15 protein-coding genes, 12 tRNA genes and 2 rRNA genes (1 of these 29 only partly in view) are annotated in these 23,641 nt (G+C 45.4%); 1 reads left to right on the forward strand and 28 read right to left on the reverse strand.

From position 1 onward, the window contains the following. Positions 1-132 precede the first annotated feature (132 nt). The 7 genes from AC4G46_RS28730 to AC4G46_RS28760 all read right to left on the reverse strand — a co-directional run bounded on the left by AC4G46_RS28730 (position 133) and on the right by AC4G46_RS28760 (position 7,382). On the reverse strand, positions 133-327 hold the full coding sequence (locus AC4G46_RS28730) for a TnsD family Tn7-like transposition protein (RefSeq protein WP_491125683.1): 195 nt from the start codon (positions 325-327) through the stop codon (positions 133-135). 10 nt (positions 328-337) lie between these two features. Beyond that, entirely contained in the window at positions 338-667 is a 330-nt protein-coding gene (locus AC4G46_RS28735; protein ID WP_491125684.1) for a TnsD family Tn7-like transposition protein, read from the reverse strand. Further along, entirely contained in the window at positions 631-759 is a 129-nt protein-coding gene (locus AC4G46_RS28740) for a TnsD family Tn7-like transposition protein (RefSeq protein WP_491125685.1), read from the reverse strand. The genes AC4G46_RS28735 and AC4G46_RS28740 overlap by 37 nt, the downstream gene beginning before the upstream one ends. 119 nt (positions 760-878) lie before the next feature. Further along, entirely contained in the window at positions 879-2,729 is a 1,851-nt protein-coding gene (locus AC4G46_RS28745) for a TnsD family transposase (RefSeq protein ID WP_491125686.1), read from the reverse strand. Beyond that, a complete protein-coding gene (locus tag AC4G46_RS28750) occupies positions 2,726-4,405 on the reverse strand; it encodes an ATP-binding protein (RefSeq protein WP_491125687.1) in 1,680 nt (559 codons plus the stop codon). The genes AC4G46_RS28745 and AC4G46_RS28750 overlap by 4 nt, the downstream gene beginning before the upstream one ends. Next, the gene (locus AC4G46_RS28755; protein WP_491125688.1) at positions 4,405-6,576 is read right to left on the reverse strand and encodes a TnsB C-terminal domain-containing protein; all 2,172 of its coding nucleotides are present in this window, start codon (positions 6,574-6,576) and stop codon (positions 4,405-4,407) included. The genes AC4G46_RS28750 and AC4G46_RS28755 overlap by 1 nt, the downstream gene beginning before the upstream one ends. Then, positions 6,570-7,382: a TnsA endonuclease N-terminal domain-containing protein gene (locus tag AC4G46_RS28760; RefSeq protein ID WP_491125689.1), complete on the reverse strand. Its 813-nt coding sequence runs from the start codon at positions 7,380-7,382 to the stop codon at positions 6,570-6,572. Before AC4G46_RS28760 ends, AC4G46_RS28755 begins: the two co-directional genes overlap by 7 nt. A 919-nt stretch (positions 7,383-8,301) precedes the next feature. On the opposite strand from AC4G46_RS28760, the gene AC4G46_RS28765 reads away from it, so the two are divergent. Then, positions 8,302-10,137: an S-layer homology domain-containing protein gene (locus tag AC4G46_RS28765; protein WP_491125690.1), complete on the forward strand. Its 1,836-nt coding sequence runs from the start codon at positions 8,302-8,304 to the stop codon at positions 10,135-10,137. 350 nt (positions 10,138-10,487) lie between these two features. Here AC4G46_RS28765 and glmS read toward each other — a convergent pair whose 3' ends face one another. The 21 genes from glmS to AC4G46_RS28870 form a co-directional block, all read right to left on the reverse strand. Continuing rightward, positions 10,488-12,320, reverse strand: coding sequence for a glutamine--fructose-6-phosphate transaminase (isomerizing) (glmS, locus tag AC4G46_RS28770; protein ID WP_491125691.1), 1,833 nt, complete (start codon positions 12,318-12,320; stop codon positions 10,488-10,490). Positions 12,321-12,925: 605 nt separating this feature from the next. Continuing rightward, complete coding sequence (gene glmM, locus AC4G46_RS28775; RefSeq protein ID WP_491125692.1) at positions 12,926-14,266, reverse strand: phosphoglucosamine mutase; 1,341 nt, start codon at positions 14,264-14,266, stop codon at positions 12,926-12,928. A 167-nt stretch (positions 14,267-14,433) separates the two neighbouring features. After that, on the reverse strand, positions 14,434-15,882 hold the full coding sequence (locus AC4G46_RS28780; protein WP_491125693.1) for a CdaR family protein: 1,449 nt from the start codon (positions 15,880-15,882) through the stop codon (positions 14,434-14,436). Next, positions 15,875-16,705 carry a diadenylate cyclase CdaA gene (gene cdaA / locus AC4G46_RS28785; protein WP_221803497.1) on the reverse strand — a complete coding sequence of 277 codons (831 nt, stop codon included), beginning with the start codon at positions 16,703-16,705 and terminating at the stop codon, positions 15,875-15,877. Before cdaA ends, AC4G46_RS28780 begins: the two co-directional genes overlap by 8 nt. Before the next feature lie 186 nt (positions 16,706-16,891). Further along, positions 16,892-17,506 carry a zf-HC2 domain-containing protein gene (locus AC4G46_RS28790; RefSeq protein ID WP_221803498.1) on the reverse strand — a complete coding sequence of 205 codons (615 nt, stop codon included), beginning with the start codon at positions 17,504-17,506 and terminating at the stop codon, positions 16,892-16,894. A gap of 120 nt (positions 17,507-17,626) precedes the next feature. Continuing rightward, the gene (sigW, locus tag AC4G46_RS28795; protein WP_221803499.1) at positions 17,627-18,193 is read right to left on the reverse strand and encodes an RNA polymerase sigma factor SigW; all 567 of its coding nucleotides are present in this window, start codon (positions 18,191-18,193) and stop codon (positions 17,627-17,629) included. A gap of 691 nt (positions 18,194-18,884) precedes the next feature. Further along, positions 18,885-21,677 carry a phosphoenolpyruvate carboxylase gene (gene ppc / locus AC4G46_RS28800; protein WP_491125694.1) on the reverse strand — a complete coding sequence of 931 codons (2,793 nt, stop codon included), beginning with the start codon at positions 21,675-21,677 and terminating at the stop codon, positions 18,885-18,887. A gap of 545 nt (positions 21,678-22,222) precedes the next feature. Continuing rightward, positions 22,223-22,296, reverse strand: a tRNA-Pro gene (locus AC4G46_RS28805). A gap of 16 nt (positions 22,297-22,312) precedes the next feature. Continuing rightward, positions 22,313-22,386, reverse strand: a tRNA-Gly gene (locus AC4G46_RS28810). A gap of 11 nt (positions 22,387-22,397) precedes the next feature. After that, positions 22,398-22,471, reverse strand: a tRNA-Pro gene (locus AC4G46_RS28815). Positions 22,472-22,477: 6 nt separating this feature from the next. Further along, positions 22,478-22,554: transfer RNA gene (locus AC4G46_RS28820), tRNA-Arg, on the reverse strand. A 7-nt stretch (positions 22,555-22,561) separates the two neighbouring features. After that, positions 22,562-22,636: transfer RNA gene (locus AC4G46_RS28825), tRNA-Gly, on the reverse strand. Positions 22,637-22,644: 8 nt separating this feature from the next. Beyond that, positions 22,645-22,728, reverse strand: a tRNA-Leu gene (locus tag AC4G46_RS28830). A gap of 20 nt (positions 22,729-22,748) precedes the next feature. Continuing rightward, positions 22,749-22,821, reverse strand: a tRNA-Lys gene (locus AC4G46_RS28835). Between the two features lie 5 nt (positions 22,822-22,826). Beyond that, positions 22,827-22,900, reverse strand: a tRNA-Gln gene (locus AC4G46_RS28840). A gap of 45 nt (positions 22,901-22,945) precedes the next feature. Continuing rightward, positions 22,946-23,021: transfer RNA gene (locus tag AC4G46_RS28845), tRNA-Val, on the reverse strand. 29 nt (positions 23,022-23,050) lie between these two features. After that, a tRNA-Glu gene (locus AC4G46_RS28850) sits at positions 23,051-23,125 on the reverse strand. A gap of 12 nt (positions 23,126-23,137) precedes the next feature. Further along, positions 23,138-23,213: transfer RNA gene (locus AC4G46_RS28855), tRNA-Thr, on the reverse strand. A 1-nt stretch (position 23,214) separates the two neighbouring features. Continuing rightward, positions 23,215-23,290: transfer RNA gene (locus tag AC4G46_RS28860), tRNA-Asn, on the reverse strand. 9 nt (positions 23,291-23,299) lie between these two features. Continuing rightward, positions 23,300-23,416 (reverse strand): 5S ribosomal RNA (rrf, locus tag AC4G46_RS28865). 56 nt (positions 23,417-23,472) lie between these two features. Beyond that, a 23S ribosomal RNA gene (locus AC4G46_RS28870) occupies positions 23,473-23,641 on the reverse strand (it continues 2,757 nt past the right edge of the window).

The following is a 23,641-nucleotide window of genomic DNA, read 5'->3' on the forward strand; positions in this document are numbered from 1 at the left end:
CTTTCTGCTCCAATTCTTGAATCGCCCATTTGTTTCTCCGCATACTGCTCCAAATATGCTTTTATAAATGGCAATTTATCAAGAAGCTGTTCCAATATTGCTTTTCGCCTTATCGCATACCCAATTGTACTTTCACAAATTTGTTTTGGTTTTTCTTGGAGATTTTATATATACAACAGATTCTTGAGCAATCTCAATAATTTCCCGTTCCCTTTCATGCCAATTGACTCTGGCGGTTGTTTTGGTTTTATCTTTTGGCTTTGACGACTCTTTTTCAAGCCAAAAACGATCAGCCCGATACAAACGTGCATATAAAGCAGGATTCATTTTTCGAATCTCAGTCTTGGATAAACTTCACTTTTTCCTCAGTCCCTTCCCCGCTTTCAAGTAAGCACTTCTTAACTGCATTTGCATGTAGCTGCCTTCCCATCTCAAGTAATCCCATCCCTGCCTTGGCTAATCGTATACATTCTTCTTTCCAGATCTTGCCGAATTGCTTCAGTCTTGATATTATATCTGAATTATCTCCAGCTCTACGTGTATAAATAAAGCCACATAAACATGCAAATGTTCCGAGTGGCTCCTTTGTTTTATCACACGCTGTCAACGTTACTTTTTTATAATCTTTGTTTAATAATGTTCCGCCGCTGAATTCATACACATCCATGGACCAACGCCAAATACTTTGTACGATTCTTTCTGAAAGAAAATATCCTTTAAATTAGAATTGAGAAACTGCAATAATATAAGATGACGCACTAGATGAAGACTCTTCCGATGTCTTCTTGTTATCTGAATTAGCCAGTTCTCTTCTCCAATTAAACTTGACTGTAATCGTTAATTAATTCAAAGAACCGCCGAATATTCTCGGCGGTTCTTCATAAAGATATACTCTCAGCTAGACAATGCTCAATTGCTTCGTTTACCACATCAGAGTAGCCTGGCTTTAGCCCTGCTGCACGAATGATCTTCCACCTGAGCACGACTTCGCGTGCTTCATGCATTTGATTTACAGCATACTGTACCCGTCTCACTTGGAAATCATCAATGGATTCTGCGTGTTGTCGAATTACCTCGGCTGTCTTCGGTAGTTTATCAAGATGCTGCTGCAGCAGCGCTAACTGTTGAATTTGTTTCCCAATATAACTAAGACTGAGACGTTTCGGCTTGTGTACGCTACTTAGTTCGGCGTGAACGACACTCATGGCTTGATGTGCTATTTCCTTGTCTCTTTCTTTCCAATCCACTCGGTTATCATCCCACTTTCTGCGAAGCGATAATATCGGCGAGTGTACGGAGAGCCAGTCTTTATCGTTCCTGTATAACCATGAGAAATCTGCTGGTAACGCCTTTCGTATTTCTTTTCGATTCATCTCTGGATGTGAGATGCCATAGCTTTCCCAGCGCCTTCTACGATCCTCACGCTCAACCACAGTTGATTGGTACTTCGTCTTTTTTTCATTTGTACTCCCATCCAGTATACGTAGATATTGACGTTTAGCTGTAACCGGATCGACTTTCATAATATGAGCTGCCGCCCTGTAAGAACGTTTTTCTTTGTCGATTAAACCAATTAACCGTTCTTCCCATATACGTCCAAAGCTCTTAATTCTCCCAATTTTATAACAATCACTCTCTAGGGTATCCGGTCCTCGACGCGAGTATACGAAACCGCAGTCACAGCTGAAGGTTCCTACAGGGACTCCTCGCGTATCGTAGTCACGAGTTATCGAACATGAGGTCACGACACGTTGTCGATAATGATTTGCCGCACTATTTAAGCACATCCAAGGACCAGATCCAAACGGCGGTGTTTCTTTGGAACGGGTGAACAGATCGGCTAAGTTAACGCCAAGAAAATGAGTAAGCAAGATGTGCTTTATAGGATGCATACTTGTTCGTTCTTTTCTTAAAAGTCTTGCCAGCCAATGACTCTCCCCTATAAGGGAGCATCCTAGATACTGCAAATAGTCTTTGTCGTAATATGCTTGGAAATCTTTCTTCAGATCACCCATCTTGATTCGCTCATTATAAAAAGCATAACCCTTCTTTTGAAGTAACATTAGATAGTGCTTTCTTATCTCTCCTGATGAAAACGGTACTGGTTCTTTGGTTAATAACCAATTTATCTCAGAGGCAATCGTCATCGAATGACGCCAGACTTTCAATTCATTGTTGGGATTTCCTTCGAAATCCCTACTAATGTCGAAGAATATATGTTTATTGCTGCGTATGATGCCTGCTTCTCGCAGAGCGATACAATGAATATGGCAACAATCTACTCCATGCAACTGATGCGAACGGTGCCAATAAGCTTCTCCGTAGCTTCTGGTATCCTCTATTACGCAGGCTGAGCAATAACGTTGTGTTTTTATCATGGGGACACTACTTGCCATGGCACCCGTTAGGGTATGCAATATTCCACCTGAACCGGATTCCATCGCCTGCTCCAATTGAGCAATTCGTTCCGGAGTCAGAAACGGTCTGTATACAGGAAACATGGAGTGATGACTAACCAATCTGTTCACAGGGAGATGCTCACTGTTTATATTTCTGGAGATTTCTCGTAAATTACCAGGCAAATCAAATACAGCAGACAGTGACTGTCTCCCTAATAAGTCTCGTACTGTATGCTTATCTGCTTCATGTGTACTCCACTCATGATAACGAGCTGCCACACTATAGAGCAGCTCATCATCATACGGTGCGGGAAAAAACGCTAGTGTCAATTATGTTCCTCCTCATAATCGAAGTCAAAATCCGTTTCAAACAGCCCCGTTTTGCCAAGCTCTTCAATCGGGTTCAATCCGTCACTTGCTGCTCTAGCCAGCCCCCCTCTCAAGTCACCTGGGAACTTAGCTGCATCAACTGACAGTCGTTTATTTTTAGTACGTGGCTTTTTAGTAACTTCTTGTGGTGAATCAGATGCATTTGGCGTTACGATATTTAATGCAAAGGCGAATGCTGACTTTTTAATAGCCGCGATATCTGTCTCATCGACACTTCGATTAATTGCCATCTCAGCACATTCAATAGAATGCTGAGTATCAAAACCTGCTTCCCGCAACCAATTCGCAACTTCAATTAATGGAGAGTCTTCATTTTTACTTGAGGCTTGCTGTTGATTTCGAATGGTGTTCAATGCGCCTTCAAGTTCAATACGTTCCATTGCTTGATTCATGAATTCTGAGATGTCATGAATAGGTGCATAGATATCAGGAATTGCACTTAATTTTTCCGTATCATTAGCCCGCAGAGCATCCAATATGGGCTGTACCAAACGCAAAGATTCTTTAGCAACTTGTTTTATTGTTTCAACTGTAAACCGTTCTTCCTGACCGATTACATGCCATTGAACAATCTGGTAGAGCTTAATCACAATATCGGGGATACCTTGTGACTGATCATATAGCGTATCCCTAATGGATTGGGTTAAGGACACTCGCTCTTGTGTCCATTGATATTTCCATAAGCTATCAATAAAGTAATCCCATAGTTCGCCCTTCTGATAATTCGTCCATATAAAGTCACCTTGTCCCGCACTGCGCCGAGCCTGTGAGAATTCACTGCTTAATAATTTCATCGCTTTGAACGTACCAACTAGCACAACCGGGACACCAATCGTGTTAATTAGCTGAACGAAGAAATTAAGCATCAGAGCTGCTCCACCACTCCTTGCTTCACTCAGTCGTTGAATTTCGTCAATCACTAGCGCGCCCAAACCCAATCGTGCAGCTAATAAAGCCATATGCGGTAATAAATCATCTGTTGTTGAACGACTTTTATAGAACTTCTTAAAAAATTCAGTTCCCAGCAATTTATCGATCGCTAAGAAAAATTCCTTGCACAGTCCTTTAATTGATCCGTCATGCGGGCACTCCAGCTTTAGCCATACGACTTGTTTCTGCAAGAACATTTGTCCCTGATACTCTGTATGGCTTATCACTTGCGGATACAGCGATAAAATATACTCTACTGCCGTTGATTTCCCCATACCGCTTGTCCCGATAATTGCGAATCCAGCAGCCGTTGAACGGACCATCGGTTGTGCCGATTCAAAATTTCGAGGATCTGCTTCCGGGAATGCAGAACGAAATTGCTTCAGCCACTGTGCTTGCAACGGATTTCGCGCAAAATAACCATTACGAATCATTCTCGAAAACCTCTGCTCCAATTCAAGATGAATGGGCATCGGCTCCATGAAATTCGAGATGCGCTGAACAGCTTCTGTTCGCTCCAATGCATTCATCTCTCTTTCCTGCTCGGAATATACCGGATGCCTACGAATCAGGTTTGCTACGTCCTCGATGTTTCTAGGCTCTGGTAATGCTTCGATATAAGGATTGTACTGATACATTGGGTCGGTACTTCGTTTATATACCGCGCTTTGTTCTTGTATGTTCATTAGTTCCCCCCTTGATTTTGCTTCTTCAACATGTTGAGGTAGGTGCTTTGTTTACTCTGCTTATTGCCCTCCTGCACTTTGGAGGCAGTTGATGGCTCTTCGTATGGTTTCATGTCAGCAAGATTCCAGGCTTCTTTTCTCCGTTCGCTCTCTTTGCTCACTTCGCGATTAGCGCGAATCCCTTTGGTCCTTTGTGCATTACTTGCAGAGACACGTGCATTGGCTGCTTCCGTTTGTTGTTTCGCATCATTTACAATGCTTTCCCTTAGTGCTCTGAGCTCAGCATCACTTTGACCAGTAGTTGTTTGATACAGGTCCTGATTAAGCTTCTCCTGTTCTTCAATATCAAGAACTTCTTCTATTCGCTTACCCAAGTATTTTCGATCCCGCTCAAGCAACGTGCAGATCTCATATGACTTACCGTCCCTCGAAAGCAGATTGATTGTATCAACAACATTTCGACTGTCGTATGCGAATTCGACTTTCCATGAGCCTTTGTTTCTGGCTCTTTCAAACCACTGTTCGTCTATAGCCTTCTGACAAGAGTAATGACGATTTTTGTATCGAATCCCAAAAGGGGTTACCGTCGCATGATTTCGTTCCATCAAAGCTAATTTAATAATGTTTGATGGCTGTTCTCTTAAATGCCCGCTTCGGTTCTGAATTCCCCAGTTCCACAGCTGATCAGGGATCGGATTCACATGATCATGAATCATGAACTCATCGCGGTTGCACCACTGCATCCAGTGCGATTTATTATAATTTAATGTAGTGTGTATCATAATTTGTGTGAACTGATATATATCCAAAGTTGCATCAAGCCGGTAGTCCCTATCGCCTCTTTCAAGCGTACGTTCTTTAACTGCTCCTGGTAACCAATGAATCGATTTCAAATTTGCAATACGAAAACTTTGTTCGACAATTCCCTTCCAATCACATCGATAAGGCGGCGTATTAGATAAGCGAATATCTAAGAACTCGATTAGATTGTCAGAGTTAAAACCGATTAGCTCCCCTCTATCTGCAAGCAATGCTTCCGGTAAATAAGGGCAGTCCCACTCATCCTCAGTAATTTGGATTCCAAACTCGGCACAATATGACACCTTATCTGTAAAAGCATTAGCTAATGCCATCTTGGCTCCGTTCCAACTCGGTCCTTCCAGCCCCACATATAGACCAACCATTCTCCGGCTAAATGCATCCTTTACATGATAAATGATGGGTCTTCCAATGATTTGAGTACGGTCCATACTATTTACTAAATAAACATCCGCAATCGTAGCATCAATTTGATATACGGAACCAGGTCCAAACGACATGTGACTTGAAGTTCCTAATATAGCGCGATGCTGCAAATGATATTTCCGTTGCCCAACTCTGGCTTGGACAGTCTCTTTTAAACTCAGTTCTTTTTCGAACCAATATTTGAAAGCGCCAAACGTAGGCAACTCATGACTAGGTGGAAGAATAGGTACATTAACCCCATTCTTCACTGCATATCCTAAATTCATATGTTTTTCTTTGATCATCTTGAAGCAATGCCTCAGAGGGTATTTTTCTTTCGTGTTGTAGTAAAGCCGAACACCTACTCGAAATAGTTGCTTCATTTCCTCGCTGATATTAACACCTTGCATATCCGGATCTAGTTTTCCCAATCTGCTCTTCCGACCTCGTTTCAATCCACTCTCGGTTACCGGTTTTTCTTGTCCCAGATTCCCACAATTATAGTAGTGCGGTAATAACGCATTTTTACTTCCGCCTTGCCAGTAACGTGAGAGCGATTGGTATATATATTTTTTACTTACTCCTGTCTTGCTTAACGTATCAGCAACCATCGCTCCCCTTAGCCGAGGATTATAGATATCTGGAACATCATTAACTAATGATTGGATAATTCCCCACCAACGATCACGTATTTTCCTGTTATTTTCGCTGAGTTGTGATTCCAATATTAATTTTGCGTAAGGGTCAATTGTACGTTTAATGGCTAGACCATCCGAAATTGCCTTATTCACTTGCGATATTGCTCTTTCCATTGGTAAGGCGCCTTTCTTATTCAAATCGATTACAATAAGTCTGTCATTATCAGGATCTTGCCATAGTATCCGTTCAAGCATTTTTATTTGTAATTGGTCGTCCAACCATTCCAGTACAGCATTTACACTTAGCACTTGAATCCATCCCTTCGTCTAACCTTTATTGGGTGCCCAGGATCTATCTTCTTACTCATATCCACTTCCCAAATACGGTTTGCGATTAAATGCTTAATTACCCATAGAGAGATACCGCCCTCCAACCCTAACGCTTGATCGCTATCCAGTGCTACACGAGCAAATGAATAATGTGGTTTCTGAAGCATATTAAATAAACGCTTCTCAATCATCCAAAGCACTTTCATTGATACCAGCGGCTCTCTCCATGTTCTTGCTGAATGAATAAATCCTACATTCCAAGCCAAGTTCTTTTGAATCTGCTTCTCTGTTACTACCTTGAATTCTATTCCCTGCTCCTGCCAATAAAGCTGTTCGATCATAATCTTTTCCAATGTACGTTTGGACAGAAGATCAGACTCCGTTTTTATAGACCGAGCCAGTAAAATTGGTGAACCGTTGAGGAGTGAATCAATTAGGAAGTCCGTTGTCATTACTGCATTTTCGTTGTATTGATTAACAAATGGGTGCTTTATTCCTAAACGGTTAGCGATATCAAGTGTTTCTTTAATCGGCAATGGATATTGCTCTCTAATGTCAGAGACATGTGGATTCCAATCGAGTGTATAGAAATACTCTAGCTCTAAATTGGATAGGAAATGATGCACCCTCCCCGTTGTCCATCCTTTTTCCCGCGTTGAAAGACCCTTTGACGGTACATCTCTTACCGTTAACCATGGTTTATAATCTTTACCATGTCCTTTTCCGCGACCTTCTTTAAGCAACTTTGATATAGTTGCTTCTGTAATCTTGCGATACCTTGACATGCCTTCCTCCTCGTCTAATGCTCCATCGAAATAACAAAAAAAGGTCGAGTGCATAGCTGTCCCTTGTGGGATATTGCTATGTACTCGACCTTCATATATTTAATGCTCAACATTGGTCAGAACAGGATTACACTCAAGCGTATTAAAGTTATGGATTCGTTCTTTGTATATAATGCCCATATTTCCGCTATATAAACATTTTTCATCAATCTTTCTGCTTTAGTTCTGTTTCCCGTTCAATTTGATCAACATTTCGTACGCTGCTTCATGCGAACCATGTACATACAGTTCATAGGGCTGACCATAATTATCAGCAATGTATTCTGCTTTGTCGCTGGTTAAGTTCTTTGAAAATAAAGTATTAGTCAGGAGCCGATGATTTACCAACGTATATGAATTGAGGATTCGTCAGCTTTCAAAATGAGGAAACACCATGGATCATGACACCGCTAAATACTATTTTTGTGGAGCATGTGGACATAATATTAAAGCATAAGCTACCTATTGAATTAAGTCATTGGAATCATTCTGAACTGTGTTGCCTATAGCGGTTACCAAAGAGTTCTTAATTCCGTCTTTGTTGCCAAACAAGTTTTTGAAGAGCGAAATCTAAGAGTATAAAATAATCCCTTCAGGAACATCTTTTAGAAAGCTAAAAGACTATTACATAAGTTTGCAGGGCTAATAATTATAAGACCGGATGCAGCATAATTAGCTTCCGGTCTTATTTCAATCTGCAATTAAGTTCTATTGTCCCATATCATTACACTATTTGAACACACAATTAACTCTACTCTCCGCTTCACCACTATTTGTGATTACGGTTCTTGGTACATCACTCACTGTCATAAACTATATCTTTAATTAGGTTTTCCCATTATAATTAAGTCTAATTGACCAAACAGAAAAGAGGTATATTATGAGCAAAAAACTAATCAATGTTTTACCTTTGCTGTCATTGTGTATTTTCATACTTTTCCCAGTCCGATCATCAGCTGAAACTCTTCAAGTTCCACTAAAAGATATGCAAACGCATTATTGGAGTGCAACTTTACAAAGTGAACTTCAACCAATAGAATCGAGTTGGTTATGGAGCGAACCACGTACTGAAAGAAATATACCATATTCGGGGACAGCATACTGGGTCGACGGTTTGAAAACTTATACCCCTGCGAATTTTTTACTTTATGAAAACGGAGATTTATTCTTGTCTAAAGATAACAATTTTAGCGAAAACAGCTTTTCTAAAGTTATGAGCAATGTAAAGTCAATATCACAAATCAGCGTTCCCTTCTATAAATCGCGGGAAATCATGGAGATTAGAAATAATTACAAAAGTCAATATAGCCTTGCTCAAGATCGTGATTCGATTTATACTGCGAACTTAACGACTATCCTTACTAATGATGGTGAGTTGTATATAATGGGTTCTCCTAGTGATATTCCATATGTAAACAAAAACTTAAGTATAGAAAACTTAAATGTAATATCAGATACTGACACCAGTTATAAAAAGGATATTCTAATAACGACATCCATAGAAATGTTATTCCCATTTACCTATCAAGCAAATCCTAATACATTAATCAAGATCGCTGACAATATTGATTACATCGATCCATCTTACTACTATGTTGAGACATTATATGGAAACGGTATACATAGAGGTTCATCAGGAAATGAAACTGGAGAAAAAGGATTCTTCATTGATAAATCGGGCAATACCTACCTTGGATTTCCGGGGCAGACCGACTCCAATACATTAGCAAATAAAAATTTAGTAAATTATGTACCTTCAAGTAATATTATGTTATTAGAAAATGGTACACTTTATCGTGATAATAGAAAAGTAAGTAATGATATCAAATATTTCACAATAAACTTATATTTATTAAATGATGGAACTCTTTATGATTATGAGCATAATTTTATTGATCGAGATGTGAAGGCTCTTTACAACCCCTTATATTATGATCTTAACGATAGCCAAAGTCTTTTGTGGCGTGATGGTGGTTATTATATTAAATCTGATGATAGTCTTTGGGGCAACAATGGATCTGGCTACAGAAAACTAATGGATGATGTCTCAACTATTTTCCAAGTATATGTAGTAAGAACGAATGGTGATGTTTTCACAATCGAAGAAAGTGAAAATGGATCACTCTTGCCCAAGAAAATAATGAATGGAAACGGGTTATCACCTAAACCAGCAGATAAGGTACATGAAGGCAAAATATTCAAGGACGCCTCCGACTGGGCACTCGTTGATTTACGTTCAGCTAGAACATCTGGACTTACACTTCCAGTTGAAGATTTAAGTTATAACAAGGCAATAACACGTGAGAAGTTCAGTGAAATAGCTGTTAAACTATATGAGAAATTAGTTCAAAAGTCAGCACCTTCATCAAGTAAGAATACTTTCGAGGATACTAACAATCCTGAAATACTGAAAGCATATGAATTAGGTATTGTTAAGGGTACTTCAAAAACGACTTTCTCTCCACAAGCTAATATTACACGTGAAGAAGTAGCAACAATGTTAAAACGTACTGTAGATAAGGCAGGGAAATCCTTACAAAAAGGCAGTGCTAAGAATTTCTCCGACCATGCTCAAATTTCTAGTTGGGCTAAGGATGCTGTGAGCGCAATGTCTGCCGCGAATATTGTGAAGGGTCTGAGTGAAACTACATTTGCTCCAAAACAGAATACGACGATTGAGCAGGCTGTTATTATGGCTAATCGATTAGTGAAGTAACTTAATTTACGACATAAGAACGGATATAAAATGTTTTTAATAATATTAACAAAGACAAGAAGCTGCGTGATTGCAGCTTCTTGTCTTTGTATTATAGGTGCCACAGGCAGTACCATAGATCATGGTATAAAATTACGTTCTTCCATAGGGACTGAAATAAGCATTTTACAATTATAACACTCTATTTTCTTTCAGCACAAAAAACAGCCTGCCAGTTAAACCGGCAGGCTGTTTCAGTTCAGTTTCCAACTTTATTTATTGGTTTCCAACTTTAATTGTTAGTTGCCAACTTTATTTTCTAGTTTCCAACTTTATTTTTCGGAAACACCGATATTGAATTTCTAAACTTCCTACTCCACAGTTACACTCTTCGCCAAATTCCGTGGCTTATCAACATCATGACCCAGGGCCAGCGAAGCATAGTAAGCCAGCAATTGAGTTACGACTACAGACAGTGCGGAAGTCAGCAGCGGCAGGGTCTTCGGAATAACGAAGGCCTGGTCAACGGATTTCAGCAGGTCTGTTACGTGCTCCTGATGAGTAATCGCCAGCACGTCTGCGCCGCGGGCTTTTACTTCTTTGATGTTGCTGACAGTCTTTTCGAGTACGGATTCCTGTGTTGCCAGGGCAATTACCGGAACGCCATCTTCGATCAGTGCCAGTGTACCGTGCTTCAGCTCACCTGCAGCATAGGCTTCAGAGTGAATGTAAGAGATTTCTTTCAGCTTCAGCGAGCCTTCTTGAGCTACAGCATAGTCTACGCCGCGGCCGATGAAGAACAGGTGCTTGTGGCTGGAGATCTGCTCTGCATAAGTTTTGATGGCATCCTTCTGAGCCAGGATTTCTTCTACCTGCTCAGGGAGAGTGTTCATAGCTGCCAGGATTTCAGCAACCTGTGCATCCGTTTGAGTTCCGCGTACTTCAGCCATATACAGGCCGAGCAGTGTGAACGCAATGATCTGCGAAGTGTAAGCCTTGGTCGATGCTACCGCGATTTCCGGACCAGCAAGAGTAACCAGTACATCGTTAGCTTCGCGGGCAATCGAGCTGCCTACAACGTTAGTGATAGCCAGAACGTGCGCACCGTTAGCCTGACCTTCACGCAGGGCAGCCAGGGTATCAGCCGTTTCACCGGATTGGCTGACTACGATAACCAGTGTTTCTGGTGTAACGATAGGTGCACGGTAACGGTATTCGGAAGCAATATCGTTCTCAACCGGAATACGAACCAGGGACTCGATCAGGTTACGTCCAACCAGACCGGCGTTGTATGCAGTACCGCAGGCAACGATCTGGATGTTACGGATGTTCTTAATCTGCTCAGGAGTCAGGTTGAGCTCTGGCAGAATTACTTTAGTGCCTTCAGCATTAATGCGTCCGCGCATAGTGTCACGGTAAGCCTTAGGCTGCTCGTGGATTTCTTTCAGCATGAAGTGCTCGTATCCGCCTTTTTCTGCGGTAACAGCATCCCAATCGACAGTAATCATTTCCCGAGAAATAAAGTTGCCTTCAATCGTCATCAGTTCGACAGCATCTCTTGTCAGTACAGCCATTTCGCCGTCGTTCAAAATATATACGTTACGGGTGTATTCCAGCAATGCCGGAATGTCTGACCCGATAAAGTTTTCTCCTTCGCCAAGACCGATAATCAGCGGGCTCGCCTGACGAACAGCTACCAGTTTATCCGGCTCATGTTCAGTCAGAACGCCCAGGGCAAACGCACCGCGCATGTGGGTGATTGCCTTTTGAACAGCCTTAACGATATCTCCTTCATATTCACGGGCGATCAGGTGGGAAATAACCTCTGTATCCGTCTCGGAAGTGAAGTGGCATCCGCCGGCAATCAGCTCTTCTTTGAGTTCCAGGTAGTTTTCGACGATCCCGTTGTGCACAACCGAGAATTTCTGGCTGTTATCTGTGTGCGGGTGGGAGTTCTCGTCGGATGGTTTACCGTGAGTCGCCCAGCGGGTGTGTCCAATGCCGGCACTACCGGTCAGCGGAGTAGTTTCAAGTCTGGACTCCAGGTTAGCCATACGGCCTTTTGCCTTAACTACCTGCAAGCCTTCCTTCGTGAAAACAGCAATACCTGCTGAATCATAACCACGGTACTCCAGCTTCTTAAGTCCCTCTACCAGGATCCCCTGAGAATTCTGATTACCAATATATCCTACAATACCACACATTATAAATTCCTCCGTCCAATGATTGTTATGTGGGCGGCATAAGGAAAGAAACGTGCCGTGCGGCATGTGTAGAGAAAAAGCCTTATTCTGTTGTATTGTCTGTCACCTGTGAAAAGGATATTCATGACATGCACAGTCTTCTTCTCTGCCGCAGCAGGACTTTCGTATCTTCCATAAGCGCATACCCATGAATGGTTTAATTCCTCGTACACCCATAAAAGCGTTGTGTGAAAGGTCGCCCTGACATTTTCCGCTTCCATTTACGGCTCTGGTGCATCACCGGGAGGTCCCCGCCGAACATTTCGAACACCTCCACCTCGTCAGCTTACATCTGCCGTGATCCGTTCCAGCCTAAACTCAAGCTGTCCCTTCTCCCCCGCGCAAGATCAAGCTCTGGCGCTTGTTATTGCTGTTACCTCACTATCCCCGCTTTCCTTCTCGAATGACACTTCATCATTATATGCACCTTACATCACTTTTGGCAATGAAATAATGATTGAAACGGTTGGAATTTGTTGAAAAAAATTTCAAATCAGCCACAAAGCCGGCATTTGAAGCATAAATCTCCATTCTCCGGCTCTGTCAGCCATCTGTAATACACTATATTAAACCAGTTCGCGCTCTACAACTTCAACAATCTGGCCTACAAAAAGATCCAGCTCTGCCTTATCCGGGCCTTCAGCCATTACACGGATCAGCGGTTCTGTCCCCGAAGGACGGACAAGCACTCGGCCGTTATCACCAAGCTTGCCTTCCACCTCTTTAATCGCTGCCTCAATCGCCGGATTGTTCGGATAATTCGTCTTATCCTGCACCCGCACATTAACAAGCACCTGAGGATATTTGGTCATCATCGCCTTCAGTACACTCAGCTTCTTACCATCAGCCTTCATGGTATCGACGAGCTGGATTGCAGTCAGGATGCCGTCACCCGTTGTGTTGTAATCCAGGAAAATAACATGGCCGGACTGTTCCCCGCCCAGATTATAGCCGCCGCGGCGCATTTCTTCCATCACATAACGGTCGCCTACAGCCGTTTTGGCTGTATTCAGCGCTAATTTTTCGGTTGCCTTGTAGAAGCCGATGTTACTCATGACAGTCGAAACAACGGTTGCATCCTTGAGCTTGCCGGAGCGGTTCATTGCATCTCCGCAAATGCAGAGAATGAAATCGCCGTCCACCTCTTCACCTGTTTCGTCAATGGCAATCAGGCGGTCTGCATCACCGTCAAAAGCAAGTCCCAGATCAGCACCGTGACGAAGCACTTCTTCCCGCAGCTTCTCCGGATGTGTTGAGCCATATCCGTCGTTGATGTTAAGGCCGTCCGGCTCGGCTCCGATTGCGATTACTTCGGCACCCAGCTCTCTGAACAGACGCGGAGCCAGCTCATAAGCTGCACCATGCGCGCAGTCCAGTACAACCTTAATGCCGTCAAAACGGTTGGAAATCGTTGTCTTCAGGTATTCCAGATAAAGATACTTAGCATCGTTGTCTACGGTTAGCTTGCCAAGACCTGCACCTACCGGACGCGGAAGCTCATCCTTCTCGGCATCCATCAGCTCTTCAATGCGCAGTTCAGTCTCGTCGGTCAGCTTAAAGCCGTCTCCGCCGAAAAACTTAATTCCGTTGTCTTCAACCGGATTGTGGGAGGCGGAGATCATTACACCGGCATCCGCTTTGAGCAATCTGGTTATATATGCTACAGCTGGAGTGCTAACGACTCCAATACGGATTACTTCTGCCCCGATGGACAACAGCCCGGCTACAAGTGCCGATTCCAGCAGCGGTCCGGAGATCCGTGTATCCATGCCGATAACCACTTTTGGTTTTTCTACGTTTCCAGCCAGTACATATCCGCCGCAGCGGCCAATGCTATAGGCCATTTCTGCTGTTAATTCCTGGTTAGCGACTCCGCGCACACCATCTGTACCAAAATACTTACCCATCTCTTTTCTCCTTTTAATACGCTACATGTACAATGTGAACTCAAGAAGTGACGTGTAAAGCCCCATTTCTAAGTCCATCTTACATAGCTTAATGAATTATTGTATGAATGAATTCTGATTCTTGTAACTAAAGGGCTCTACACATAGACGCTTTCCCGCACAAAAAGTTACGTACCGCCATTGCCCCCGGTATTCGTCGTATTCCCGCTTCCCGAAGGAGTACTGCTGCTCTCCGGCACATCCTCCGCAGGCTCCGGAGTGGTAGTGCCGGATGGCTCTGGGCTATGGGTCGGCTCCACACTCGTTTCCCCGCCGGAAACAGCTTCCGAGCTCGGCTCAGGGGTCGGCGCAATACCGGTATCAGGACTTACAGTTACCTCAGGTGTTGCAGGCGGCTGCAAATCAATGGTGACTACATTCGGCTGTGAGGAATTGACCATTGAAATGAACCTAGGCATCGAGATCTGAAGTGAGACTTGATGCACCCCTGCTGACAGACCGCCGACATCGGCAACAACACTGATATTATCCTGATCAAGCTGATCCAGCAGTGTAGGAGCGCCCGCCAGCGTCAGAGAAATCGCTTTGGCGGCCGGGTCTGTAACCACGGCTGTTAGCCCGCTGGCCACACCTTCAAGCTTGATCGGGATATTATCCATCGTCCGTTCAGCAATTTCAGCTGCAGAAACAGTGACATTCATCTCCGCAGGTTCAACCTTTGCTATTCCTTCAGGCGGAGCAAGCTCCAGCTTCACCTGCTGTGTTCCTGCAGACTGAACCGTGCTCAGATCAAGAACAGCATCGTAGGAGGATAACCCTGCCAGCGCTTCCTCGCTGCCGTATACCGTAACTGTATCCATTTCAGGAGTTACTCTGGACAGCACCAGTGAACCCGGCAGCTGCCCTGTGAAGCTCACATCCAGCGGTAGCGTTTTGTACGGTAGCGTAATCGGCAGCTCAACAGCAACTGTAGCGGGCTCAATAACAGCACCGCTAATCTCATTTCCGCTGCTGTCGTAGGCGGCCAGCCGCATTCTTTTTTCCGTAAAAGTCTCATTCTCCCCGTCCAGCTCAATCGTCCCCTGAACAGTGGTTACTTTACTCAGCTCGCTGGCCGGCAGGGTAACTTCAACATCAGCAGGGTTAATAACAGCCGTGCCGAGCTTATACCCTTCTGCCGGAGCACCGCTTGTAATCAGGGTAACCGGGAACGTCCTCGTGTTGCGCAGTTCAACATGCACATTCACTTCAGACGGTTCCATTGATTCAAACTTCACGCCCTTGGGTAGGGTATAATTTAACGGAAGCGTTGTATCCCCCGGTTCTACATCGCTTAAATCGAGCGTTACCTTATAATCGTCGGAAAACTTGAAGTTGAGATCGGAATTTTTGCCCGATACTTCAAGCCGCACACTCTCGGCATCGAAGCTGTATACATACTTTTCTTCATCAAGGCCGGTCTGCTCTATTTTAACATTTTCAATAATCTTCGTCTGTGTGTTAACTGTAGTCTGGTTCGTAGGCTCGGTATCCACATGTACAATCGTCCACAGGATAATACCGAAGACAAGTGCAAGAATCTTGTTGAAGTTGTTATTCTTCATCCACTTATCCATTGTTTTTGCCCCCTCTCCGTTTCCAGAAAGCAGAGCTCTTCTCCTTCAGCGTCGAAGATGCGCTCAGCTCCTGATGAAGCTTCGAGATCAGCGACTCTTCCTTAATGTCACGCACAATCTGCCCGTTAATGGCCAGCGATATTTGTCCCGTCTCCTCAGAGACCACAACAGATACCGAGTCCGCAACCTCACTGATCCCGATCGCCGCACGGTGGCGTGTCCCCAGCTCTTTGCTGATGAACGGATTCTCTGAGAGAGGAAGATAACAGGCAGCCGCGGCAATCTGTCCGTCCTGCATAATCAGTGCACCGTCATGCAGCGGAGTATTGGGAATAAAAATATTAATCAGCAGCTCCGAGCTTACCACGGAACGCATTGGAATGCCCGATTCCGTGTATTCATTCAGCCCGGTCGCCCGCTCAAAAACGATAAGTGCCCCGATCTTACGCTTGGACAGGTAGTTCACGGCTTTAATCACTTCACCGACCAGCCGGCTGATCTCCTCATCATTCTCCGATGCCCGGCCAAAAAACTTGCCCCGTCCAAGCTGCTCCAGCCCCCTGCGCAGCTCAGGCTGAAAAATAATAAAGATCGCAAATACCCCGAACGTATAGATCTGGTTCATCAGCCATTTCAGCGTGTAAAGATCCAGAACCGTACTCAGCGCCCAGATAATAACCAGCACAAGAATCCCCTTAAGCAGCTGGACTGCCCGTGTGCCGCGCACCATATTGAGAACCTTGTAGATAATGTAGCTGACGATCAGAACATCAATTATATCTTTAATGGATTCTTTCCATGTTAAGTCGGTAAAATAGCTCATTGCCCAAAACCCCCGTCATTTCATATTAGCTGGGTTTATGTAAATTGTCTGTAAGATCTGTTTCATATCTAGGTTATAACGTTCACGCCCAGGTTGCAAGTTTCACACTCTTTCCAGGCAACAAAAAAGCGCCATCTTTCCGGAAAAAGAGGCGCAAATACTATTTCTGCATAAAGGCCATGCGGGTTAACGGTAGGCAACTTCAGAGAACATGTTCGTCACTTTATACCAGAGCCAGCTTACCGCTTGGTCTATGCTTTTGACTTGCCCGGAGATATGGGCTGTAGATGCTTTGTAAAGAGTACCGTCGATCACTGTTACGTTGCCGTTGACTTCCCCGTACACCTGAGTTTTGCCGTTCTCCACCGTGAGGTTGCCGGATATTGTCTTGCCGGACGGTACAATGACAGTATCGCCCTGGATCACAACCTGGTCGAGGTCACTGCCTCTGACGACAAGCTGCTGGTCCTGATTCCAGAAAGTAACCGAGCTCATCAGCATCACCAGCAGAAATACGGACGCCGCCGTAAGGGCCGGATGTCTTTTGATCCAGGTAATGAAAGCTCTTTCCTTCTTCGGCTTCGGCAGCGAATCCATTATACGGCTTACCAAATCGTCTGAGGCCACCGCATTCTGGTGCATCAGGGAGAACATCAGCATATCAGTTTGTTCCAATTCTTTGAACTTTGCACGGCAATCCGGACAGGATAGAAGATGCTCCTTCAATTCCCTCTGCTGCAGCTCGGGCAAGTCGTCATCCAGGTAATCATGCATCAAAGAGACGGCCAGTTTGCATTCCATAGGAGCCAATCCTTTCATGAGTGCTATTTAATTATTTCAAGGCAAAGGGACAGTACATAAGACTTGCTTAACTTACATACGGCACTGCCAGTCAGACGTTTCATAAAAAAACATCTATTTTTACATTTTCGGGCCTAATTTTTTACGTAAAAATTCACGTCCGCGGTGTACCCGGGTCTTGATCGTCGTTACCGGCATATCCAGCACATCACTGATCTCCTGAAGCGACAGATCCTGCAGATAACGCAGTATCATTACAGACCGGTATTTCACGGGCAGACTGTCAATGGCCTCGTAGATCACCCTCTGCGTCTCTGAGAGCAGCAGTTCCGTCTCCGGGGTGACATTGTCACTCGGAATCATTGAATAGCCGTCAATGCCTTCCTGATCGTTCATCTCCGCATCCAGCGAATAGGTAGGCTTGCGCTTGCGCAGCCTGTCGATACAGAGGTTCGTACCAATCCTGTAAATCCAGGTTGAGAACTTCTGTTTGTCATCATAACGGTCCAAATTCCGGTATACACGCAAAAAAGTCTCCTGAACAATATCCTCCGCCTCATGACGGTTGTTCAGCATCCGGTAAGCCAAATGATATATTTTGTCTTTATATAGTTCCACAAGCTCGGCAAATGCTCTTTGGTCGCCCTTCAAGGCGAGCTTTGTCAATCTGCCTTCCAAATTCTCCACCTGTTAACTCCCCCAGACTTGCCGCCCCTGGTCTTTCATCTCATCTGAATGTCCACGGTACAAGCATATAAATCGTAAATCAAGTTTGGTCAAAAATCAAGGATTGTATTGTTACCTTATGGAAAGCGGTCAGGACCAGCTTGCAGCAAATTGCGGTGATTACGGCGGCACTCCAAAGAATGTTTGGACTTCCGGCCGCTGTTATTGTCAGATTTCTTTATTATAGGTTTTATCCACAGTAGAAATCTGACAATAAAGGCGGACGCTAACGCTCCTCCAGTTCCAAAATTCTTCTCCGCACCTTCTCCATCACCTGTAGCTTATGCACTGTTCCCCGCCTGAATTCCTCAGGTAACAATGGGCGGGGCAAGGGCAGGCAGCCGCTTGGCCGTGAGGTTAAGCGGCTGCCAGGATTCTGCCGGTTGCAGTTACAAGAGGAAAATGGCCGAAGCGGCTATACGCTCCCCCCTTAATCCCATGCATCTCAGAGCTGAACTGTAAGACAAGCTGTATTTAGTGGACCTGCTTCCCCTTCTATCTGGCACGCGCCATAAGGCAGTAGGCCAGAATAAAGACAAAAAACGGAGATCTGCTGCATCAGGTGCAGCAAATCTCCGTTTAGTTTTCATATTCCAGTTAGTTCAAGGCTGAGCACAGGTTATGCTGCTATAAGCCTAGCGAACTCCGGGCATCAGCCCGTATTCCGCAGCCCTGCAGCAATACCGTTAATAGTAAGCAATACTTCACGCAGCAGCTCTGCGTCGTCACCCTCGGCATCCCGCAGTGCTCTTAGCTCGGACAGCAGCTGTACCTGAAGGTAGCTGAGCGGATCAACATACGGGTTGCGCAGCCGGATTGATTCCTGAATAACCGGAACATTGTCCAGAATGTCATGTTGGCCGGTGATCTTGAGGATCAGCTCCGAGGTCAGCTTGAATTCAGCTTCAATCTGGCCAAAGATCCGCTTGCGGGCTTCATCATTTTTGCCCATGGAGGCGTACTCCTCGGCAATAACCAGGTCTGCCTTGGCAATTGCCATCTGCAGCGTATCAATCAGCGTGGTAAAGAAGGAGAAGTTAGCATACATAGTCTGCATAATCTTCAGATTCTCTTCTTTGCCCTCATAGAAGCTCTGCAGCCCCGTTCCGGCAGCATACCAGGCCGGCAGCAGGTAGCGGCTCTGCGTCCAGGCAAATACCCACGGGATCGCACGCAGATCCTCAAAGCGGTCGCTGTTCTTGCGTTTGGATGGACGTGAACCGATGTTCAGCTCGCCCACCTCAGGCAGAGGTGTTGATTCTTTGAAGAAGGTCAGGAAGTCCGGATCACGGAAAATCAGGTCCTGATATTTGGTCAGGGAAACTTCCGAGATACGGGCTACAATTTCATCCCACTTGGCTTCGTACAGATCAGCCTGCGGCGTTCTGGCGTGAATGGCTGCCGTCACCAGTGCTGATGTAGCCTGCTCCAGACTCCGGTAAGCAATCCCCTGCATTGAATAACGGGAAGAGATTACTTCACCCTGCTCCGTAATCTTGATTCCGCCGCCGATTGTGGAAGCCGGCTGGGCAAGAATACTGCGGTTCAGCGGCATGCCGCCGCGTCCAAGCGCCCCTCCGCGCCCGTGGAAGAACTTCAGCTTGATGCCGAATTCATCCGCTGTAGCCGTGATCTGCTTCAGCGCAACACGCAGCTCCCAGTTCGCAGTAACCACACCGCCGTCTTTGTTGCTGTCGGAATAACCCAGCATAATCTCCTGCAGGTCGTTCATTGCCCGCACCGCTTCACGATAGATCGGCATGCCGAGCAGCCGCTTCATAATCTGCGGCGCGTTGTGCAGGTCATCAATGGTCTCAAAGAGCGGCACAGCCTGCAATGTGCAGACTACAGTTCCATCGTTATCCTTGCGGAACAGGCCCACTTCTTTGGAGAATACCATAACTTCCAGAATGTCGCTTGCCGCTTCCGCCATACTGATCAGATAACTGGTGATACACTGCTTGCCGTATTCCTCCTGCGCCAGATAGATCGTGCGGTATACCGCAAGACATTCCTCCGTACTTTCACTGTAAGACTGGTACGGGGAAGTTAGCGGCCGCGGATCGTTGAGCAGAGACTCAAGCAGCTTTACCTTCTCGTCTTCGGGCATTTTGGCGTAATCCTGGGTGATGTTCATCTTAGCCAGAATTTCGGCCATTGCATTTTCGTGCTCCTGGCTATGCTGGCGGACGTCGAGTGCCGCAGTGTGGAAGCCAAACAGCTCCACCTGGCGGATGAGCTTCTTAATGTAAGTATCCGCCACATAATCGGCATAGTGATGCCGCAGACTGCGGTCAATCACATTCAGGTCATCTATGAACTGCTGCGGGGTCGCGTAGCGCTCCGGCGTTCCTTTTTTCTCATCGTCCAGCACGTTCTGTGTCTTCGAGATCATATAGCTGAGCTTAATCCGGTAAGGCTCATTGTCATTGCGCCAGGCATCAACCCGGTTCAGTTTAATGATCTTGCGGTCTTCTTCAATCGAATCCAGCAGTTCTTCTGTAACGCTGACGATGCTTGTACTAAAGCTCAGATACTGCATAAGTTCACGCATAATGCGCTGATATTCCCGGATAGCCAGCTTGCGCTGCAGACGAAGCGTCTGTAGCGTCACCGCCGCCGTTACGGACGGATTGCCGTCACGGTCTCCGCCGATCCATGATCCAAAACGCAGGTATGTCGGCACATGCCAGTTCTGTCCGGGATAGTATTTGCTTAAACATCGCTCAAGTTCCTGATATACATCCGGCAGCACCTGGAAAATCGTCTCGTGGAAGTAATACATCCCGTTCCGAACTTCATCAAGTACTGTCGGTTTGCGGTCACGCAATTCATCTGTCTGCCACAGAGTAATAACTTCATTCAGCAGCTTCTCGCGGAGCTGTTCGCGTTCACGGAATGTCAGTGTCGGATTATCGAGACCCATTACATCATCAGATATCCGCTTGTGAATATCTAGAATGGCCCGCCGCATTGCTTCCGTAGGGTGAGCGGTCATGACCAGCTCCAAGGACAGGTTGTTCATAATGTCATGAACATCCTCTTGGGAGAAATCACGTTCACGGAGCTCCTGAATCGCACTTTCGATTGATCCCGGCTGTACCGTGTCCCCTGCAGAACGCTCATAGTCCCGCTTACGGCGAATTCGGTGATTCTGCTCAGCGATGTTTACCAATTGAAAATAAATGGCAAACGCCCGTATTACCTGGTGCCGATTCTCAGGATCCAGTGAGCCAATCAGCTCTTTAAATTCATTGTGCAGTTCAGGCAAAAATAATGAGCGCAGCGATTTACTGGTTTCGCGAATCTTCTCCACGACCTCCAGCAGTTCGTTACCGCCTTGGTGAACCAAGACTTCGCCCAAGATGTTCCCCAGGAACCGTACGTCACGCCGCAGCAGATTGTTGGAATTGCTTTTGCTGACAGCTGTCGTAAGTTCGGTCATGCTGCTCCCCCCATCCTCTTCCGGATCAATGTCCTAACATTGTCTATTTGAAGCTTTCCTCATATCCTACAGTAATACCTATCGGAAATCTCCAACTTATTGCGCTGTAAAGCGCTGCAGTAATTACGATTATACACCAAATTCATTCATTATACAGTCATAAAATATTTATGTATTTTATTTCATTATAATGGCTGCCCTTTGGAGTATTTATGTGCAAGGTTTACACGGCATGTAGGTATTGATTGCATTATACACGGATTGCGGAAGAATGGAAATTGGGGATATTGAATGCGGGTGATAAAATAAATTTAACAGTTTACTACGGCTATATCGGGGTTAAGAGCTTCTAGGACCGCCTCTTTCGGGTTAAAGCGTTAACCCGCCTACTTTGGCGTCTAACACGCAGACGTAGCTTAGAAGAGCCTATAGAAGGCCTCATAGGTATAATCCTTACTAAAATAATTTATTTAATATAATCTCAGTAAAAATAAAACAAAAAACTCCTACCGAAGTAGAAGTTTCTGTCAGACTAAGCTGAAATATCGGGATGACACGATTTGAACATGCGACCCCCTGGTCCCAAACCAGGTGCTCTACCAAGCTGAGCTACATCCCGAAGCAATATAAAATTATGGAGCGGGTGATGGGAATCGAACCCACGCTATTAGCTTGGAAGGCTAAAGTTCTACCATTGAACTACACCCGCAAAGATGAAAATCGGGATGACACGATTTGAACATGCGACCCCCTGGTCCCAAACCAGGTGCTCTACCAAGCTGAGCTACATCCCGAAAAAATGGCGCGCCCTAAGAGATTCGAACTCCTGACCTTTTGATTCGTAGTCAAACGCTCTATCCAGCTGAGCTAAGGGCGCAAAATTATGGAGCGGACGACGGGAATCGAACCCGCGACCCTCGCCTTGGCAAGGCGATGCTCTACCGCTGAGCCACGTCCGCATATTAAGTGGTGCGCGTGAAGGGACTTGAACCCCCACGTCTTACGACGCCAGATCCTAAGTCTGGTGCGTCTGCCATTCCGCCACACGCGCAGAGTACTTTTTAATCAAAGTGAGCCATGAAGGACTCGAACCTTCGACACCCTGATTAAAAGTCAGGTGCTCTACCAACTGAGCTAATGGCTCGCAATTGGCAGGGGATATAGGATTCGAACCTATGATGACGGAGTCAGAGTCCGTTGCCTTACCACTTGGCGAATCCCCTATAATGTAACATATCTACCATAACCATTCAATAGGATAACGATTATGGTGGAGGCTGAGGGGATCGAACCCCCGACCCTCTGCTTGTAAGGCAGATGCTCTCCCAGCTGAGCTAAGCCTCCGTATGTATAAACCAAAAGCATTAAATAAATGGTGACCCGTAGGGGATTCGAACCCCTGTTACCTCCGTGAAAGGGAGGTGTCTTAACCCCTTGACCAACGGGCCTTAAAAAATTTGTGGAGCTCTCAACCGGATTCGAACCGGTGACCTCTTCCTTACCATGGAAGCACTCTACCTGCTGAGCTATGAGAGCATGGCTCCCCGAACAGGACTCGAACCTGTGACAACTCGATTAACAGTCGAGTGCTCTACCAACTGAGCTATCAGGGAATATTATCCGCTTGGCGGCGTCCTACTCTCCCAGGACCCTTCGGTCCAAGTACCATCGGCGCTGGAAGGCTTAACGGTCGTGTTCGGGATGGGTACGCGTGGAACCCTTCCGCTATCGCCACCAAACGTTACAGGCTTGATCACCTGAAAACTGAATCCGAAACGAATCTGCGATTTATTTATTGGATAAGCCCTCGACCGATTAGTATTGGTCAGCTCCATGCATTGCTGCACTTCCACCTCCAACCTATCTACCTCGTCGTCTTCAAGGGGTCTTACTAATTGGGAAATCTCATCTTGAGGGGGGCTTCACGCTTAGATGCTTTCAGCGCTTATCCCGTCCGTACGTAG

This window comes from Paenibacillus sp. fava2 (assembly GCF_058313675.1).